Source organism: Rubellimicrobium roseum (assembly GCF_006152145.1).
GTDB classification, from domain to species: domain Bacteria; phylum Pseudomonadota; class Alphaproteobacteria; order Rhodobacterales; family Rhodobacteraceae; genus Rubellimicrobium; species Rubellimicrobium roseum.
In genome coordinates, this window is record NZ_VDFV01000061.1 from 1 (window position 1) to 18,123 (window position 18,123).

An 18,123-nucleotide genomic window follows, 5' to 3' on the forward strand; every position below is an offset into this window, starting at 1 on the left:
GCTCGCCTCGCGAGTTCATTGCCGCCCAAACCGCAACCGCCTGAGTGTCCGGTGAAACGGGGGCCAGATCAGGAGGGCAGTTGCATCATCAACGCCAGCTACGCGATGTCCCATATTGGCTTCACCGTCCTAGCCCCAAGGATGGCCGCCAATGGAACAAGGAGCACCGGCCGGTCCTTTACCGGCCGGCAAGTGCCTACGGCCACCTACAGGGGGTCCCAGAGCTCGATTGGGCAAAAGCCACTTGGCCAGATTTCAGGCGATCGCCTCGCCCGACGGGGCCCGACCGAACGCAAGTAAGCGCATCTACTGGATGAGATCCGATAGGAACTCCGATACGGGCTTCACGCCCGACACCCAGAGCGCCTCGCGTGCGCGGGTGGCGGGGTGCGCTTCTTGGTGGAGGAGGGGGTCCTCGTTGCTCTGGGGGACCAGGACGCTCAGATCCTGGCTAGGGGAGCGGCTGCTTCTCGACCCAGCTTCGGTGAGCCGGCTCTTGGCGGCTATCGATGCACTTCACCCGCTCGATAACCCAGGAACACTGGTATCACGTTCGCAGGCGCTGCGCCACGAACTCAGCCCCTGGGTCTGGGCTTGAGCTCTTCGGGTCGTCGCATCCGGCGAATGGCGCGCCTTGCGTGCAGGGAAATCTGAGTCCAGCATCGTCTCCATTTGGACGGACCCCGATTGCCTCAGGCTCTGCATACAGGACGCCCGCAAGCGCCCCCTCCCTGCGCTGGAACTCCCTGATCGTGTTGCTGGCGGTTTGCTTGGACTGAATACCGTGGTGGCTTGGGAAGCTGCCAGAGCTGGACTTTTGACGGCTGGCCCGAGCGGCAGCGGGTTGTCTTCTCTCAAGACGTTCAGTGCAAACCATGTTGCCCCAGCCGAAGTCGCTGAGTCCTGGCCTGGCACTTGAAGGGCGTTCTGTCTCGCCATGCGGACGCGCGGCTTTACGCCCGCTGCTCTCCTTCAGAAAGTGAACATCCGGCGACGTCTGGATGTGGTGCAGGTGCTCGGTGAGTTGGCGAACACGAGATTCCGCATCGATTGAGTCGGCCCGAATGAGTTTTGAAGTCTCCAGCAGGAGTACGTGCCTACACGAACCGATTGAGAGGAAAAGCAGACTTTGACCGCCATGGGTCGACGTATTTGAGACGCGACAATCAAGAGGAGGGGTGGTGCTGCGAGAGAGGATTGAACGCCCCGGCGATTGCGGGAAACCCCTTGTTTTCTGGCACTTTGTTGAGGCTCTTGCAAGGCTGGTGTAGAACCCCGGTGGGGTAGGGGGACCTGCTTCCTGTTGGACCCGCCGAGTGCCATGCGGCAAAACACATTATCACCCCGTGAGCCAAGCTCGCGCCAATACACGGAATGAAGGTGTTCTTGAGGGTCAGCCCTCCGCCGCCTTTTCCAGTCGATCAAGGACCCGCTGCACCTGTGCCGCGTACCATGCCCCACCCCTCGCCGTAGGCACACCCGATCCATTCAGCGCCTCGGCAATGGCGCGGAGGGTGGCACCTTGGGCACGGAGCGGACGGACGATGCCAGCCACCCTGTCCGCGTTCGCCTTGGCTTGTTCCTGCACGACCACGTTCCTGGCGGCGGTCTTGTCCCGCAGCCCCCCGAGGTTTACGCCCCGGACCTTGGCCTGTGCCAGCGCAGCCTTCGTCCGGGCGCTGATGAACTCCCGTTCCTGCTCGGCAAGGGCCGCGTAGATGTGGAGTTGGAACTTGTCCGCGTAGGGCATGGAGGCGACCCGGAGACTGACCTTGGGATCGTCCATCAGGGTCGCGATGAACGACACCTTGCGGGAAAGTCGGTCGAGCTTGGCAACGAGCAGCGTGGCCCCGGTCCTCTTCACCAGCGCCAGCGCCTTGGCCAACTCGGGACGGTCATCTTCGCTGCCGCTCTGGATGTCCGTGAAGGTCTCGATGATCTCCCAAGGCACCTCCGAGAAGCCTTCGAGGAACAGGGTCACGTCCCGCTCCTGCGCCTCAAGGCCGAGACCTGACCGACCCTGCTCCTTCGTGCTGACCCGGTAGTAGGTTACGTAACGCTGCACCGCTTCCCCCCCGTTGTGTCTGTGACGGGAGGTGTAGGCTGGGCTGTACCGAATGTCAACGTCGGTTGTGCGTGTTACGGCCTGGAAGACTGACCTTGATGGAGGTCTAGGTCAGTGGCTGTCTGCCTCGTTCATTAGCGTGGTGATGGCCGTGATGATCTGGGCCACAACGAACGGCTTGGGCACCATCACGCTCTTGGGCACGCCATGGGCAGCCCAGTCGGCTGCGCTGGCCCCGCTCATGTAGACGACGGGCATCGTGGGCACGATCTCGCGGGCGTGGCGAGCCACCTCCCAGCCGTTTGGGCCAGCCCCTAGGTCGATGTCCGTCACGACGCTACGGAAGCGGGCGGCATCGGTAGCAAGCTCTGCCATTGCTTCGGCACCGTTCTTCGCGATGACCAACTCGAAACCCTCGTCTGTGAGGGTCTCTTCCAACATCGTTCCGATCAGGGCTTCGTCCTCCACGAGGAGGAGCAAGATCGCAGGGTCCAAGAGAAACGCTCCGTTGCCGTTTAGGCGGGAGCGCGGAGACCTCAGTCCCCTGTCTCTCAGTCGTCGGCAGCCAAGGCCGAAGCCGACGATGGGGCACCCTACTGGAAAGCCAGGGCCCACAACAGCCCCCATCGGGGGGAAACGCGCGAACCTCTTCTACATGATTGGGCTTTCGGGCGCGGGGCGTGAACATCCGGGGGTCTACCTCTGCAACTTGCATACTCAAGGTGTGCAGAGGATCAGCCCCCGGACTGCTACGGCTGGCTCAAAAGTCCGGGTTCACGTCCTCCAGTTCCTTCACAGACGGCTCTGGCTCTACATCAGGCTTACCTACCGGCTCGTCGTAGAAGTCCTCCTCGCCTTGCCCGTAGAGATACTCCGCTGCCTCCTGATGGTATCGCCCGAAGGCTTCCGCCAAGGCATCGGCGAACAACTCCCGATCCCGCTTCGGCCACATCCCCGCAGCCTCCCGCAGCGTCTTGGCCAGTTCCTTGATCTCCCGTCTGCGCTGGGCATCCGTCATGTTCATGTGGGCTCCTTGCGCCTCATCGGGTCCCCGTCGGTCCTTTGCCCAACTGCCAGACCACTCTTGGTTGGTTTCCTTCATCGTCTTGGCCCTTGCCCGCATCATCGAAACGAGCCTGACAGACACGCCCGCTGCTCGCGCCGTCCGCGCGATGGACAGTTCCTGGCTGTAGTCCCAGACCAGACGCCAAGCAGCGTTGTTCCGTTCGGATGCAGTCAATGGCAGTTTGGCCATGGCATTGGCCTGGAGGGCTGCCTCAATGGCTTCGGCCCGGCTCCCCTCGAAGATCGCGACAGGGACGCTCTGGGTCCGCTTGAGGTTGACGTAGGCCGCCAGTCTGTGCCGTCCGTCCAGCAGGACGAACCGGCCTGTAGGACCGTCCTCGCCGGTCTCGCGCCAAACTAGCAACGGCTCTACCTTGGTCCGTCTGGCGAGGATGGTTTGGAGGGTCCGCACATGGTGCCGATCCGTGGCGGATGCACGGAAGATGAAGTCGTGGTCGTGGCGTATCTCCCCCGCCGCGAGGGTTGTGTGAATGGTCATAGCCAATCCTGTGGGTTTGCTGGGTGTGGTCGGGAGAAGTCATCGCGGCCCGGTCTCAACCGGCCGTCTTCTCCTCCAATAAGTGGGGGAAATCGGTGCCGCCCCTTCCCCCAAGTAGAGGGGGTATCTTCGGCCCGCCTTCCTTCCAGTGGTGCCACCAACCAGACCACCCCTAGCAGCCCCGCAGAGCCCCGCTGGAGCCCCTTCTTCCCCTCCTTGGTCCCTCTGCCGTCCTAACGAATGGAACCGTTCACGGAGCCTCCTAGGAGCCTCGGAGAGCCGCTAGTAGACCATCTCTTCGGCTTTCCTTGGCCAAAGATCAGGGGTCCCCTAACCGACACTAGAGGGGACCCCTTGGCCTTCTCCGCTCCTGGGCTAGGCGCGTGAGGGCTCGACCTCGTAGCGGGGGAGCTTCTTGATCGCCTCGTAGAGCGGCTCCACCGGAACCTCCCCGTAGCCCGCCGATGCGGACCCGTCCGAGTGTCCTTGGATGGCATCCACGATCCACCGCTCAATGGAGAGCCTCCGCGCCTCGGTCTTGAACCGATGCCGCCATGCGTGGTTGGGCTGGACCCGCTCGTCCTTGATCCCGACCACGTGCCTGACCCATTCACTGACCTTCCCCCCCGCGCTCCTCGCACGGCTGACTGGGTCGTCCCCTGCTTCGGTCTGGAAGAAGACGTAACCCTCGGGGCGCTTCTTCACCATCTCGAGGAAACCCATTTCGACAAGGTGAGGGTGGATCGGGACAAGCCGCTCCTCGCCCGTCTTGACTGCGCCCGCCTCTGGGCTGATCCGCAAGCAGGGGATGCCCTTGTGAGTTTCCACGTCCTGCTTCCGCAACTGCATCATCTCGGTGATCCGAGCCCCGGTGTAGGCGCAGAGCCACGGCCCCCAGCGGATTGCCCTCTTGTTGTCCTCGGCCATCTTGCCCAGCGTCTCGGGAGCCTTGAGCGCAGCCGATAGGATCGCCTTGGCCTCGTCATCCGTGAAGCCGCGCGGGCCTGGCCCTTTGGCTTTCCCGACCTCCACGATCACATCGGCAGCCGGGTTGTCCGTGATGCGGAACTTGCGCTTTCCGACGGTGAAGACCCGCTTGACGGTGGCGAGGTACTTCTCGGCCACGGTTTTCGATGAGAGACCCTTCTCGCGCAGCAGATGGTCGGTCCAGTCCACAATCTGCTTTGGCGTGATGCGCTGTGCGTCCTCGTGACCTAGGAACTCCGTCAGGCTGTCGAGCTTCTGCCGGAAGTCCCTGACCGTCTTCTCTGGTCCTCCCTCCCGTAGGTGATCCGCCTTCCAGAGGTCGAACAGATCGGAGAGCGTCACTGTCTCGTCTGGCTGGCGCACCGTAGGGACAGGAGCGAGCGGCATCTCGGGAAACCTCCCGGCATCCGGGTCGGGCCTGTAGTCGCCCTCCGCCCGGCGCTTCTGGAAAGAAGCCCACTGCTGGCTGGCCTTGTGAAGTTCTTCGATCAACCGGGCACGGCTGGCCTCGTCCGTCGCAAGTCCGGCCTCTCGCAGCAGACGGTCAGCATCCTCACCGTACCAACGCTCCATCCTCTCGGGAGACCCAGATGCCTGGTCTCCAAGGCGCAAGACTTCACGCCAGATGGCTGTCTCCCCAGGCTCCTCCTCCAACATGGCATTGAGGCGATGGTACTCCTCCCCCACCAGCGCCATGATCTTCTTGTGCGGCAGGGCCTCTGGTTTCGCCCGCATGGCTTGCCAGATCAGGTTTTGCCTCCGCTTCTCCTCGGCATGGCGGGCTTTTGCCAACGCCGGGTCCTTGGTGTGGAGCGAACGTGAGACTTCAGCCTTGCCGAACGCCTGACGTAGATCAGCAGGGACCTTCTCACGGAAGTAGTAGACGCCAGTCTTGCGATGCTTTTGGGGACGGGACACGGGCAGAACCATGGTCGGTGTAGAACCTCGGTGTAGAACCCGAGGCGTTCCAACCTGCTGCTACACCGCAACTTCTTGACTTTGAAGAGGAAGAAGGTGGTGCTGCGAGAGAGGATTGAACTCTCGACCTCACCCTTACCAAGGGTGTGCTCTACCACTGAGCTACCGCAGCACTGAGGCGCCTTCTACCGATGCCGCCAGCGAGCGCAAGGGGGTTTCGCGCGGCTGGACGCGAGGGGAGGTCCAGACTAAGACCGGGCCATGGCGGACCGGCGGCAGGGCACATCCGAGACGGACAAGGGCGGCGCGCGCACCGCGTCGCAGGGGCGCGACGCGCGTCTCAAGGCCGCGCTCAAGGCCAACATCGCGCGCCGCAAGGCCCGCGCTCTGGCGCAGGGCGCCCCCGACGACGCCGGCCGCAATTCCATGGGCGACACGCCCCCCGACCCACCCAAGGAAGACTGAATGGATTCGATCATCGTCCGCGGCGGGGCCGAGCTTTCGGGCCAGATCCCCATCGCGGGGGCCAAGAACGCCTGCCTCGCGCTCATGCCCGCGACGCTCCTGAGCGAGGAGCCCCTCACGCTCACCAACGCGCCGCGCCTGTCGGACATCCGCACCATGACGACGCTGCTGCAGTCGCTGGGGGCCGAGGTATCGACGCTCGCCGGGGGCAAGGTGCTGGCGGCCTCCTCGCACGGACTGACCTCCACGCGCGCCGACTACGACATCGTGCGCAAGATGCGCGCCTCGAACCTCGTGCTGGGGCCGCTTCTGGCGCGCGAGGGGCAGGCGGTCGTGTCGCTGCCCGGCGGCTGCGCCATCGGCGCGCGGCCCATGGACATCCACATCGACGCGCTGGAACGCCTGGGCGCCAGGATCGACCTGCGCGACGGCTACCTGCACGCGACCGCGCCCGGCGGCCTGAAGGGCGCGCCCGTGCCGCTGCGCTTCGCTTCGGTCGGCGCCACCGAGAACGCGCTGATGGCCGCGACGCTGGCCAAGGGCACCACGGTCATCGAGAACGCCGCGCGCGAGCCCGAGATCGTCGACCTGGCGGAATGCCTGCGCAAGATGGGCGCGCAGATCGAGGGGGAGGGGACCTCCACGATCACCATCCAGGGCGTCGACCGGCTGCACGGCGCGACCCATGCCGTCGTCACCGACCGGATCGAGCTCGGGACCTACATGCTTGCCCCCGCCTTCACCGGCGGCGAGATCGAATGCCTGGGCGGCCGTCTCGACCTCGTGGGGGCCTTCGTCGAGAAGCTCTACGCCGCGGGGCTGGAGGTCGAGGAGACCGCGCGCGGTCTCAAGGTCCGCCGCTCGGGCGACCGCCCCCGCGCCGTCGACGTGGTGACGGAGCCCTTCCCGGGCTTCCCGACCGACCTCCAGGCGCAGATGATGGCCATGCTCTGCACCGCCGAGGGCACCAGCACCCTCGAGGAGAAGATCTTCGAAAACCGCTTCATGCACGCCCCGGAGCTCATGCGCATGGGCGCGCGGATCGAGCTGCAGGGCGGCACCGCCCGCGTGACCGGCGTGGAGCGCCTGCGCGGCGCGCCCGTCATGGCCACCGACCTGCGGGCCTCGGTGTCGCTGATCCTCGCGGGCCTGGGCGCCGAGGGCGAGACCGTGGTGAGTCGCGTCTACCACCTCGACCGCGGCTACGAGCAACTGGAGCAGAAGCTCTCCGCCGTGGGAGCCCGGATCGAGAGAGTGGCCGCATGACCGACGCCCCCCGCGACGCCCGCTTTTCCGACGCCGACGAAGGGCCGCTCCGGCTCCGGGCGCTGGACGCCGACGACCTCCGGGTAATCTCGGCGCTGGTGCAGGACGCGGTCGTGACCGTGGGGGACGTGGCCTGGCTGCGCCAGCACCGTCGCTTCGCCGCGCTCGTGAACCGCTTCCGCTGGGAGGGACCCACCCGCACGCCCGAGCGGGTGCGCTCGGTGCTGGCGATCGAAGGCGTGACGGCGGTCCGCAGCCAAGGGGTGGACCCGCGCGACCGCGACACGGTGCTGTCGATCCTGTCGCTGGGCTGGGAGCCGGGCGAGGACGGGGCGGGGCGGCTCCTCGTGACGCTCGCGGGCGACGGCACCATCGCGGTCGAGGTCGAGGCGCTGGAGGTCAGGCTTCAGGACGTGACGCGGCCCTACCTCGCGCCGTCCCGTCGCGCGCCCACCCACCCGGAGTAGGGTCAGGGGCCTCCGCCCCCTCGGCGCGTCGCGCCTCACCCCCGGGATATTCGGGACCAGGGAAACAGGGCTCCGATTGAAGGCCCCCGTCCGGCCCGCTAAGCCTGCGCCGACGCAAGGGAGGCCCGCGCCATGCCGCAATTCCTGTCCACTATCGAGCCCGGCTTCGAGGCGGCCTTCGCCCATCTCCTGTCGCTCAAGCGCGAGGACAGTCCCGACGTGGACGCGGCCGTGGCGGCCATCATCGCCGAGGTGCGCGCGCGGGGCGACGCGGCCTTGGTGGAGCTGACCGAGCGCTTCGACCGCGTGCGGCTGACGCCCGAGACGCTGCGCATCCCGGAGGAGGAGATCGACGCCCTCTGCGCCGCCGTCCCCCCGGCCGATCGACAGGCGCTCGAACTCGCCGCTGCCCGCATCCGCGCCTATCACGAGCGGCAGATGCCGGAAGACGAGACCTGGACGGACGATCTGGGCGCGACGCTGGGCTGGCGCTGGACGCCCGTCTCGGCGGCGGGGCTCTATGTTCCGGGCGGGCTCGCCTCCTATCCGTCCTCGGTGCTGATGAACGCGGTCCCGGCCAAGGTCGCGGGCGTGAAACGTCTCGCCGTGACGGTGCCCACGCCGGACGGGGTGGCCAACCCGCTCGTGCTGCTGGCCTGCCGCATCGCGGGCGTGGACGAGGTGTTCCGCATTGGTGGCGCGCAGGCCGTGGCCGCGCTGGCCTATGGCACCGAGAGCGTCCGGCCCGTGGACAAGATCACCGGCCCCGGCAACGCCTACGTGGCCGCGGCCAAGCGGCGCGTCTTCGGCAAGGTCGGCATCGACATGATCGCGGGCCCGTCCGAGATCCTCGTCATCGCCGACGGGGACAACGACCCGGACTTCGTGGCGCTGGACCTCCTGTCCCAGGCCGAGCACGACGAATCGGCCCAGTCCATCCTCGTCACCACCGACGCGGCCTTCGGGCGGGCCGTGGCCCAGGCCGTCGAGCGGCACCTCGAAACCCTTCCCCGCGCCGCCATCGCCGGGGCAAGCTGGCGCGACTTCGGCGCGGTCGTCGTCGTCCGCTCGCTGGACGAGGCGGTGGAGATCGCCGACCGCATCGCCGCCGAGCATCTGGAGATCCTGACCGCCGACCCCGAGGCTCTGGCGGCGCGCATCCAGCATGCCGGGGCCATCTTCCTCGGCCCCTGGACGCCCGAGGCGATCGGCGATTACATCGGCGGGCCGAACCACGTGCTGCCCACGGCGCGGACGGCGCGGTTCTCCTCGGGGCTGTCGGTGATGGATTTCCTCAAGCGCACCACCCTGTCGCGGATGACGCCCGAGGCGCTGCGGGCGCTGGGCCCGGCGGCCGAAACCCTCGCGCAGGCCGAACGGCTGGAGGCCCATGGGCTGTCGGTGCGCGCGCGGCTGGACCGGCTCAACCGATGACCGACCGCCTCATCGCCATCGAGATCGACGACACGGGCCTGCCCGCGCCCACGCCCGAGATGGAGCAGGAGCGGCGCGTGGCCATCGTCGACCTGCTGGAGGAGAACCGCTTCGTCCTGCCCCCGCATCCCGACCGGCCTCGCTGCGGTCCCTGGCGTCTGACGCTCGCGGTGCGCGAACGCCGGCTCGTCTTCGCCGTCTCCTCCGAGGGCGGCGAGCCTGCGGGCGAGTTCCACATGTCGATGGGGCCCTTCCGGCAGGTGGTGAAGGACTACGCCCAGATCTGCCAAAGCTACTACGACGCCGTGCGGACGCTGCCGCCCTCGCAGATCGAGACGGTCGACATGGCCCGCCGCGGCATCCACAATGAGGGCGCACGCGTCCTGCAGGAGCGGCTGGCCGGCAAGGCCGAACTCGACCAGGACACGGCACGGCGCCTGTTCACGCTGATCTGCGTGCTCAACCTTGGGGGGTGACGGGGTGGACAAGGTCGCGGCGGCCCCGGCGGACACCCTTCCCCAGGCCGTGCTGTTCTGCTGCGACCACAACTCGGTCCGCTCGCCCATGGCCGAGGCGATGATGAAGCGGCTCTACGGCACCGATTGCTACGTCCAATCGGCGGGCGTGCGCAGCGACCGCGAGATCGACGGCTTCGCCATCGCCGTCTGCCAAGAATGGGGACTGGAGCTGTCGCGCCACCGCACCCGCAGCTTCGACGACATGCGCGACTGGGGCGACGACCTGTCGGCCTACGACCTCGTGGTGGCGCTCACCCCCGCCAGCGCGCATTGCGTCGCGGATCTCACCCGCGCGGCCGCCGTGCAGGTGGAGCATTGGCCCATCCTCGACCCCACCGGACAGGGCGAAGGGCGCGAGGAACGCCTGGACGCCTACCGCCGCACGCGCGACATGATCCTGGCCCGCCTGCTCGACCGCTTCGGCCCCCCGCGCGGCGACTGGGCGCCCGCGCCCTGACGGGAACCCGGAGAGGGCGCCGTGCGTCAGTTCCGTGACGCTGCCGATTGCGCTTGAAAAAGCTGCGCCGCAGCGCCATCTAGGCGCCGGGCCGCCTGTGATTCTGCGGCCCGCAACGCATTGGGAGACCACATGGCCAAGGAAGAACTGCTCGAATTTCCTGGCGTCGTGAAGGAGCTCCTGCCGAACGCGACGTTCAGGGTCGAGCTGGAGAACGGCCATGAGATCATCGCGCATACGGCAGGGAAGATGCGGAAGAACCGCATCCGCGTGCTCGCCGGCGACAAGGTGCAGGTCGAGATGACCCCCTACGACCTGACCAAGGGGCGGATCAATTACCGCTTCAAGTGACGTCCTCCTTGGGGACGCTTCGATGACGACCCAGACCCCGGACCCCGCGCTGCGCCTGGTCCTGGGCTCGGCCAGCCCGCGCCGTCTCGACCTGCTGGCCCAGGCCGGGATCGCGCCCTTCGCCGTCCGCCCCCCCGAGATCGACGAGACCCCCCGCAAGGCCGAGACGCCGCGCGACTACGTCCGCCGCATCGCGCGCGAGAAGATCGCCGCCGTGAAGGCCGACGAGGGCGAGGTCGTGCTCTGCGCCGACACCACCGTCGCGCTGGGCCGCCGCATCCTGGGCAAGCCCGCCGACGAGGCGGAGGCGCGGGCGATGCTCGGCCTGCTCTCGGGCCGCCGCCACCGTGTCATCACCGCCGTCGCCGTGCGGCGGGGCGGGCGCGTGTGGGAAAAGGCCGTGACCACCGCCGTCGCGGTCAAGCCCCTGACCGAACGGGACCTCGCCGCCTATCTCGCCACTGGCGACTGGCGCGGCAAGGCCGGCTCCTACGCGATCCAGGGCCCCTTCGGCGCGCATATTCCCTGGATCAACGGCAGCTTCACGGGCGTCGTGGGGCTGCCCCTGACCGAAACCCTGGGCCTGCTGACCGCGGCGGGCTTTGCCGGAGGACCACGATGAAGGGACGGACCATCGTCCTCGACCACCTCGGGCGTCGCGAGGCGGCGGCCCTCCTCGTGGACGGCAAGCTCGACGACCTGCTGATCGACGACGACTCGGCCCCACGGCCGGGGGCCATCTACCGTGCCACCTGCGACCGGGGGCTCAAGGGGCAGGGGGGCATGATGCTGCGCACCCCCGACGGCACCGCCTGGCTCCGCAATGCCCAAGGCATGAAGGCCGGGGACACCCTGCTCGTGCAGGTCACCGGCGTGTCCGAGGGCGGCAAGGCCATCCCTGTCACCGACCGCCTCCTCTTCAAGTCGCGCTACGCCATCGTCACCCCCGGCGCGCCAGGCATCAACGTCTCGCGCCAGATCCGTGACGAGGAGGAGCGCGCCCGCCTCCTCGCCCTCGCGCATGACGCCTTCGACGAGGAGGGCCCCCACGGCCTGATCCTGCGCTCGGCCGCCGAGGGCACCGCCGACGAGGACGTGGCCGAGGACATCGCCGCCATGCGCGACCTCGCGCTCAAGGTCATGGCCGACGACAGGGGTGAGCCCGAGAAGCTCACCGATGGCGACGGCCCGCACCTGCTCGCCTGGCGCGAATGGGACGCGCCGACCGTGGTGACGAAGCCCGGCGGCTTCGCGCGCGAGAACGTGCTCGACCAGATCGACAGCCTCCGCCGCTCCGAGGTGAACCTCGGCGACGGCACCATGGTGGTCGAGACCACCCGCGCGCTCGTGGCCATCGACGTCAACACCGGGGGCGACACCTCGCCCGCCGCCGCGCTCAAGGCCAATCTCGCCGCCGCCCGCGCGCTCCCGCGGCAGCTTCGGCTGCGGGGCCTGGGCGGCCAGATCGTGGTGGACTTCGCCGGCATGTCCAAGGCGCACCGCAAGCAGCTCGACCAGTCGATCCGCGACTCGTTCCGCTCCGACCCCATCGAGACCTCTCTGGTGGGATGGACCGCGATGGGCCTCTTCGAGCTGTCGCGCAAGCGCGAGCGCCTGCCGCTCGTCCATCTCCTGGGGGACGCCTGATGGCTTGCCCGGTCTGCGGAAAGCCCACCGAACCCAAGTACCGGCCCTTCTGCTCGGCGCGCTGCGCCGACGTGGACCTCGCGCGTTGGCTGCGGGGCGACTACGTCATCCCCGGCACCGTCTCCGAGGAGGAGGAGCGCCCCGATCCTCAGGGCGAGCAGCGGGACGGCTAGATCGCGTCGAAGGCCGGATGGTAGGCCAGCCGCCCCTCCGGCCAGCGATCGCGGAAGGGCAGGACCATGAAGGCCGAGGCCGGCAGCCCGACCGGGACCAGCTCCGGCGCGTGGAGAAAGCCGAAGCGCCCGTAGAACGCCCGCGCCCCTAGGACGATGCAGCCCTCCGCGCCCGTCGCCTTCAGCCGTGCCAGCGCCTCGCGCACGAGATCGCTCCCGACTCCGCGCCCCTGCCAGTCCGGGTCCACGGCGACGGGACCCAGCGCGTGCCATCCCGAGAGCGCGCCGTTCACCGTGACCGGCGAGACGAGAAGGCTACCCACGACCGCTGACTCGGCCACCGCCACGAAGCCCAGCGTCACGCCGCCGCCGTCGCGCAGACCATCCGCGAGGATCGTCTCGCGCCCCCGGCTGTGCCGCACGCTCGCAAAGGCCCGGACCAGCACCGCGTTCGCGGCCGCCCGATCCGCCTCGCGCTCCTCGCGGATCTCGGTCACCGCCAGATCGGGTTCGACCATGCCCGCTTCCCCGCCCGGTCCACCACCGTCACCCGCAGCCAGGGCGAGCCCGCGAAACGCTCCAGCGGCATCTCGCCCCGGGTCATCGACTGCCCGTGCAGGCCTTTCGAGGACGTGCCGTGCCCCGAGACGATGATGGACGCCGCCGCCGAGCATTCGACCCTCACGACCTCGTCCGTGACCTCGATCCTTCGGATTTCGGGCCCCTGGCTCGAGTAGTAGGCCCCGGCCTTGAGCGCCGCGAGCAGGGCCCCGGGCTCGTTCGCCTCGGCCTTGACCATGACCCAGCCCCCGAAATGATCGGGCTCGGTGAAATGCGCGTCGTCCGTGGCGCAAAGGTTCAGCCGGTGGCCTTCGGACAGCAGCAGGTCCAGCACATGGAACCCGTCGGGGCGGTCGCAGCCGGTGGCGCAGCCGTGGTTGTAGGTTTCGACCGCATGGGCGATCCCGGCGAGGCTGCGCGCGTCGTCCAGCGTCAGCCCCGACCACTGCGGATGGGCGATGGCGACATAGGCCCCGGCCTCGACCGCTCGGCGCGCGATCTCTGGCCCGCTCTCCTGCCCCGCGACGGGCCGGAACTCGGGCGTGTGCGAAGGCGCGAAGTCCGGGGGCAGCCCCACGGCCAGGATGTGCCACAGCTCTCCGTTGGCCATCACGCCCGAATGCAGCTCGGCCCCCAGGATCGTCGTGAAGCGGTTGGTGCGGAAGGGCACCGTGTCCACGATCGGATAGCCGAAGGCGCCCACGAAATGGTCCGTCAGCGCCAGGAAGTCGTAGCCCTCGTCGCGGTAGCGGCGGCAGACCTCCTCGGGGGGCAGCGCCCCGTCCGAGACGTCGGAATGCGTGTGCAGGTTGCCGCGCCAGAAGCGGCCGGGTGCCTCCCATGGAGTCATGTCAGGCTCCGATCACGATGACGTCGCGGCCCGAGAAGCTGATCTCCACCGGCTCGCCCGGCCGGGGCGGTGGCGCATCGGGCCGGTTGAAGGTGTCCAGCAGGAAGCTCTGCCCCCCCGCCTCGGCGCGGATGCGGATGACGCTCCCCATGAACTCGACGGCCCGCGCTGTCGCGGGCAGCACGATCTCGCGCCCCGAGGCGCGGCCCAGATGCACGGCCTCGGGCCGTAGCGCGATGGGCACCACCGTCCCGGCCTGCACGGGCAGGGCGCGGCCCAGATGCAGCGTGAGGCCCCCCGACATGACCGTGCCCTGGTGCGGGTCGATCACCGTGGCGTCGATGGGGGTGAGCGTGCCCACGAAGCTCGCCACGAAGGGGGTGGCGGGCTGGTTGTAGATCTCGAACGGCGAGCCCACCTGGTCGGCGATCCCCGCGTTCATCACCACCACGCGGTCGCTGATCGACAGCGCCTCCTCCTGGTCGTGGGTCACGAAGATGGTCGTGATCCCCAGCCGCCGCTGGATGTCGCGGATCTCGGTCCGCAGGCGCACCCGCACCTTGGCGTCCAGCGCCGAGAGCGGCTCGTCGAGCAGCAGCACCCGCGGCCGGGGGGCGAGCGCGCGCGCCAGCGCCACGCGCTGCTGCTGCCCGCCCGAGAGCTGGAACGGGTAGCGCCCGCCGAACTCCGCCATCGGCAGCCCGATCAGGTCCAGCATCTCGGCCACGCGCCCCTGCGCCTCGGCCGCGCGGACCCCGGCGATCTTCAGCCCGAAGCCCACGTTCTGCGCGACCGTCAGGTTGGGGAAGAGGGCATAGGCCTGGAACACCATGCCCACGTTGCGCTGGTTCGGGCGCAGCGGCACGATGTCCTTGCCCTCGATGCGGATCGCGCCCGCGCTGGGCGTCTCGAAGCCCGCGACCATGCGCAGGACGGTCGTCTTGCCGCAGCCCGACGGGCCCAGCAGCGACACGAACTCCCCCTGGTCGATCGGCAGGCTGAAGTCCTTGACCACCCGGTTCGCGCCGAAGCTCTTCTCCAGGTGGGCGATGTCGAGATAGGCCATCAGGTCCTGACCCTTGTGTGCTTCTGCGTCCGCGTCACGAGGCCGATCAGCCCCATGCAGCCCCAGGTGATGACGAAGGCGATGACCGCGAGGGCCGAGGGCTCGTAGGCCCGGTCCTGCCCCAGCCGCTGCATGAAGGGCCCAAAGGCCGGCCGGTCCAGCAGCGCCGCCATGGTGAACTCGCCGATGACGATGGCGAAGGTGAGGAAGGCCCCCGACAGCACCGCGCCCAGCACGTTGGGCAGGATCACCCGGCCCAGGATCGTGCCCCAGCCCGCGCCCAGCGACTGCGCCGCCTCGGTCAGCGTGGCCACGTCGATGGTCCGCAGGCCGGTATCCACCGCGCGGTACATGTAGGGCAGGGCCAGCACCGTGTAGCCCATGGCCAGAAGGAGGTTCGTCCCCGCCGCCGTCCCTGTCAGCGGCAGCCAGGACCCGGTGTTGTAGAGCCGGATGTAGCCGAAGACGATGACGATGGCCGGGATCACCAGCGGCAGCAGCGTGATGAACTCGACCACGGGTCGCAGGCCGGGCATCCGCAGGCGCACCCAGAAGGCCGTGGGCACCACGATCAGCACGCCCATCAGGATCGTCACCAACGCCATCGTGGCCGAGAAGGCGAAGGTGCGCTGGAACTCGGGGTTCCCCAGCACCGAGGCGTAGGCATCGAAGGAATAGGCGTCCCGCCGCATCCGCAGCGAGAACTCGGTCATCCCCCAGAGCGGCAGCAGGAAATAGAGCATCCCCAGGAGGAACGCCCCCCAGGCAAGGACCCGCGTCACTTGAGCCACCTCTCGGAGCGTGCGCGCAGCACGATGTAGATGGTGTTCGCCACCGCCGTGATGACGATCATTCCCAGCGCCAGCGCGTAGCCCAGATGCGGGTTGCCCAGCACGTCGCCCCGGATCTGCGCGTAAAGGAGGATCGGCGCGATGTTGAGCGCGGGCCCCGTGAGGGCAATGGCCGTGGCCACCGCCCCGAAGGCGTTGGCGAAGAGGAGCGCGAGGCAGCCCAGGATCGACGGGAACAGGATGGGCAGCGCCACCATGCGCCAGTACTGCCAGCCGCTCGCGCCCAGGACCTGCGCGGCCTCGCGCCATTCCCGCTTCAGCCCGTCCAGCGCCGGCGTGATGATGAGGATCATCAGCGGGATCTGGAAGAACAGGTAGGTGAGGACGAGTCCCGCCGTGCTCAGGATGTTGAAGCGCGGGAAGCGCACCTGCTCGCCCAGCAGCGCCTGGAGCCCGTCGGGCACGTTCCACAGCCCTGCCTGCAGCACGATGCCCAGGTCCGACCGCAGCCACAGCGTGATGAGCCCCGCGGGCCCGATCGTGGCGATGAAGGCGAAGGCCAGCGGCACGCCCGCGAAGTTCGACGCCACCCCGGAAAAGGTGAGGAGCGGCTGGCGCAGCACGCGCGGCAGCCCCCCCAGCACCACCGCCGCCGCCATGGCAAAGCCGATCAGGCACCCCAGCAGCGCCGACCAGAAGCTCACCTGGATCGACACCCAGTAGGCGTTGCGGATCGACCGGGTGTTGAGGTCGAGGATGTTCTGGACCGTGAAGTCGCCCGCCGTCGTGCGGAAGGCGCCCAGCACGATGTGCATCGTGGGCAGGATCAGGAACAGCGCGACGAAGATGAAGAACGGAAGCACCCCCAGCCAGCGCAGCGGCAGCGCGGGCGCGCGGGGGGCAGGCGAGGGGGCCGCGAGGGGCCGGGTCGTGGTGGCGTCGGCGGGCATGGGCCCCCGGGTCCTTTCGGAAACGGAACGGCCCGGCCCCCGCGCGGGGACCGGGCCCGACAGGTCAGGGGATCACTCGACGACGTCGGCGCCCACGGTGGTGTCCCAGCCGGCCACGACGGCCTCGCTGTTGGCGTTCACCTGCTCCAGCGTCGGGAAGACGGCGCGCTCGTAGGCCTCGGCCGGCGGCAGCTTGTCGAGAAGATCCTGCGGCACCACGCCCCGCTCCACGAGGTCGGTGTAGCGGATCGGGTGGCAGTAGCCCTTCAGCCACTCGATCTGCCCTTCGTCCGAGTACAGGTGCTCCATCCAGAGCTTGGCGGCGTTCGGGTGCGGCGCGAAGGCCGAGATCGCCTGCACGTAGACGCCGGCGAGCGTGGCGTCGGACGGCACGACCACCTCGACCGGCGGGTTGCCCGCCAGCGTGTCGCGGGTGGCGAGCGCGTTGTAGTCCCACTGGATCACGATGGGCGTGGTGCCCTGCGCCAGCGTGCCCGAGCTGCCGATGACCGGGACGAAGTTGCCCGCGTCGTTCAGTTCCTTGAAGAACTGGAGCCCGGCCTCGGCCGCCGCCTGCCCCGGCTCGGCGCCCTGCGCCATGCCGGCGGCCATCACCGCAAGGATCGCCTGGTTCGACGCGCGCGGGTCGCCCGCCAGCGCCACCTGACCCGCGTATTCGGGCTTGAGGAGGTCGGCGAAGCTCTGCGGCACCGGGTCCACGAGGTCGGTGTTCACCGCAAAGGACATCACGCCGTAGTAGTCGCCGTACCAGTGGCCGTCGGCCTCCTTGGCGTCCTCGGGGATCGTGTCCCAGGTCGAGACCTTGTAGGGCTGGATCAGGCCCTCTTCCTGCGCCTGCGGCCCGAAGGCGAGGCCCACGTCGATCACGTCGGGCGCCTGCGGCCCGGTGTTCTCGCGGTTGGCGCGGATGCCCTCCAGCTCCTCGGCCGAGGAGGCGTTGGGGTTGAGCTCGTTGATCTCGATCTCGGGGTACTTGGCCTGGAAGGTGTCGAAGACCCCCTGGTAGTTGCACCAGTCGCGGGGCAGGGCGATGGTCGTCAGCATCCCCTCGGCCTTGGCGGCCTCGTAGAGCGCGTCCAGGTCCACGGTCCCGGCGTCCTGGGCCAGGGCCGCCCCCGCCTGAAGCGCCAGCGCCGAGGCGGCCAGCCATTTCGACAGTGTCATCATCGTCTCCCCATCTGCGCCGGAGCATGAGCCCGTCCGGCTTGTGCGGGGTAGTAGACGACTGAAACGGGTTCGTGACAATCGCTTTGTCACAAACTGACCGATTGGTCAGCTTTCCTTCCGCCTGGTTCCGGCGGGTGCCGGACCGGCGCCGCGCCGGGGGTGTTGCGCGAATCGGGGCAGGACCGTTCGGTGGTCGAAGGTATCGTTAACCTTCGGCCGGCATCCTTTCTCGCATGACCCCGAAACGCGCCGGGCCGCCCCTGGGGGCGGCCCGGACGTCAGGACCGAAGGACCCGGATGACCGACGCGACCCTATTCCGCCACGTGCAGCCTCGGCCGGCCACGCTCGGCCTCCATCCGGAGCAGGCGCTCCTCCAGCGCGGCCATCTCGGCGCGCTGGGCCGC

At 68.6% G+C, this 18,123-nt stretch carries 20 protein-coding genes and 1 tRNA gene; 10 read left to right on the plus strand and 11 right to left on the minus strand.

The features are described 5' to 3' along the window. Window positions 1-1,393: 1,393 nt before the first annotated feature. From FHG71_RS20610 to FHG71_RS20630, 5 genes are all read right to left on the minus strand, one after another. Window positions 1,394-2,065, minus strand: a complete 672-nt coding sequence (locus FHG71_RS20610; protein ID WP_139083580.1) for a recombinase family protein — start codon at window positions 2,063-2,065, stop codon at window positions 1,394-1,396. Between the two features lie 111 nt (window positions 2,066-2,176). After that, a complete protein-coding gene (locus FHG71_RS20615) occupies window positions 2,177-2,560 on the minus strand; it encodes a response regulator (RefSeq protein ID WP_246045549.1) in 384 nt (127 codons plus the stop codon). Between the two features lie 265 nt (window positions 2,561-2,825). Further along, a complete protein-coding gene (locus tag FHG71_RS20620) occupies window positions 2,826-3,629 on the minus strand; it encodes a ParB N-terminal domain-containing protein (RefSeq protein ID WP_139083582.1) in 804 nt (267 codons plus the stop codon). A gap of 375 nt (window positions 3,630-4,004) precedes the next feature. Beyond that, window positions 4,005-5,546, minus strand: a complete 1,542-nt coding sequence (locus FHG71_RS20625; RefSeq protein WP_139083583.1) for a DUF6538 domain-containing protein — start codon at window positions 5,544-5,546, stop codon at window positions 4,005-4,007. 85 nt (window positions 5,547-5,631) lie between these two features. Further along, window positions 5,632-5,706: transfer RNA gene (locus FHG71_RS20630), tRNA-Thr, on the minus strand. 89 nt (window positions 5,707-5,795) lie between these two features. Between FHG71_RS20630 and FHG71_RS20635 the strand changes: the two genes are divergently transcribed. The 10 genes from FHG71_RS20635 to FHG71_RS20680 all read left to right on the plus strand — a co-directional run bounded on the left by FHG71_RS20635 (window position 5,796) and on the right by FHG71_RS20680 (window position 12,312). Then, window positions 5,796-5,999, plus strand: a complete 204-nt coding sequence (locus tag FHG71_RS20635) for a hypothetical protein (protein ID WP_139083584.1) — start codon at window positions 5,796-5,798, stop codon at window positions 5,997-5,999. Continuing rightward, window positions 6,000-7,265 carry a UDP-N-acetylglucosamine 1-carboxyvinyltransferase gene (gene murA / locus FHG71_RS20640; RefSeq protein ID WP_139083585.1) on the plus strand — a complete coding sequence of 422 codons (1,266 nt, stop codon included), beginning with the start codon at window positions 6,000-6,002 and terminating at the stop codon, window positions 7,263-7,265. Further along, window positions 7,262-7,732 carry a DUF2948 family protein gene (locus tag FHG71_RS20645; RefSeq protein ID WP_139083586.1) on the plus strand — a complete coding sequence of 157 codons (471 nt, stop codon included), beginning with the start codon at window positions 7,262-7,264 and terminating at the stop codon, window positions 7,730-7,732. The genes murA and FHG71_RS20645 overlap by 4 nt, the downstream gene beginning before the upstream one ends. Window positions 7,733-7,864: 132 nt before the next feature. Then, window positions 7,865-9,166 carry a histidinol dehydrogenase gene (gene hisD, locus FHG71_RS20650; RefSeq protein ID WP_139083587.1) on the plus strand — a complete coding sequence of 434 codons (1,302 nt, stop codon included), beginning with the start codon at window positions 7,865-7,867 and terminating at the stop codon, window positions 9,164-9,166. Next, a complete protein-coding gene (locus tag FHG71_RS20655) occupies window positions 9,163-9,642 on the plus strand; it encodes a UPF0262 family protein (RefSeq protein ID WP_139083588.1) in 480 nt (159 codons plus the stop codon). The genes hisD and FHG71_RS20655 overlap by 4 nt, the downstream gene beginning before the upstream one ends. 4 nt (window positions 9,643-9,646) lie before the next feature. Next, entirely contained in the window at window positions 9,647-10,141 is a 495-nt protein-coding gene (locus tag FHG71_RS20660; RefSeq protein ID WP_281281987.1) for an arsenate-mycothiol transferase ArsC, read from the plus strand. Between the two features lie 132 nt (window positions 10,142-10,273). Further along, window positions 10,274-10,492 carry a translation initiation factor IF-1 gene (gene infA / locus FHG71_RS20665; RefSeq protein ID WP_007205486.1) on the plus strand — a complete coding sequence of 73 codons (219 nt, stop codon included), beginning with the start codon at window positions 10,274-10,276 and terminating at the stop codon, window positions 10,490-10,492. Between the two features lie 22 nt (window positions 10,493-10,514). Next, on the plus strand, window positions 10,515-11,114 hold the full coding sequence (locus tag FHG71_RS20670; protein WP_139083589.1) for a Maf family protein: 600 nt from the start codon (window positions 10,515-10,517) through the stop codon (window positions 11,112-11,114). Next, the gene (locus FHG71_RS20675; protein WP_139083590.1) at window positions 11,111-12,139 is read left to right on the plus strand and encodes a ribonuclease E/G; all 1,029 of its coding nucleotides are present in this window, start codon (window positions 11,111-11,113) and stop codon (window positions 12,137-12,139) included. The genes FHG71_RS20670 and FHG71_RS20675 overlap by 4 nt, the downstream gene beginning before the upstream one ends. After that, complete coding sequence (locus tag FHG71_RS20680; RefSeq protein ID WP_139083591.1) at window positions 12,139-12,312, plus strand: DNA gyrase inhibitor YacG; 174 nt, start codon at window positions 12,139-12,141, stop codon at window positions 12,310-12,312. The genes FHG71_RS20675 and FHG71_RS20680 overlap by 1 nt, the downstream gene beginning before the upstream one ends. Here the strand turns inward: FHG71_RS20680 and FHG71_RS23740 are convergent. From FHG71_RS23740 to FHG71_RS20705, 6 genes are all read right to left on the minus strand, one after another. Continuing rightward, a complete protein-coding gene (locus tag FHG71_RS23740) occupies window positions 12,309-12,830 on the minus strand; it encodes a GNAT family N-acetyltransferase (protein WP_176559548.1) in 522 nt (173 codons plus the stop codon). The two genes, FHG71_RS20680 and FHG71_RS23740, sit on opposite strands and share 4 nt — an antisense overlap. Continuing rightward, the gene (locus FHG71_RS23745) at window positions 12,806-13,723 is read right to left on the minus strand and encodes a PHP domain-containing protein (RefSeq protein WP_176559549.1); all 918 of its coding nucleotides are present in this window, start codon (window positions 13,721-13,723) and stop codon (window positions 12,806-12,808) included. Before FHG71_RS23745 ends, FHG71_RS23740 begins: the two co-directional genes overlap by 25 nt. Window position 13,724: 1 nt before the next feature. Beyond that, a complete protein-coding gene (locus tag FHG71_RS20690; RefSeq protein ID WP_139083592.1) occupies window positions 13,725-14,789 on the minus strand; it encodes an ABC transporter ATP-binding protein in 1,065 nt (354 codons plus the stop codon). Continuing rightward, window positions 14,789-15,532: an ABC transporter permease gene (locus FHG71_RS20695; protein WP_218014190.1), complete on the minus strand. Its 744-nt coding sequence runs from the start codon at window positions 15,530-15,532 to the stop codon at window positions 14,789-14,791. The genes FHG71_RS20690 and FHG71_RS20695 overlap by 1 nt, the downstream gene beginning before the upstream one ends. Before the next feature lie 35 nt (window positions 15,533-15,567). Then, window positions 15,568-16,530 (minus strand): ABC transporter permease, encoded by a 963-nt coding sequence (locus tag FHG71_RS20700; protein WP_139083594.1) that lies wholly within the window; start codon window positions 16,528-16,530, stop codon window positions 15,568-15,570. Window positions 16,531-16,602: 72 nt separating this feature from the next. Further along, on the minus strand, window positions 16,603-17,715 hold the full coding sequence (locus tag FHG71_RS20705) for an ABC transporter substrate-binding protein (RefSeq protein WP_139083595.1): 1,113 nt from the start codon (window positions 17,713-17,715) through the stop codon (window positions 16,603-16,605). Window positions 17,716-18,123: the final 408 nt, after the last annotated feature.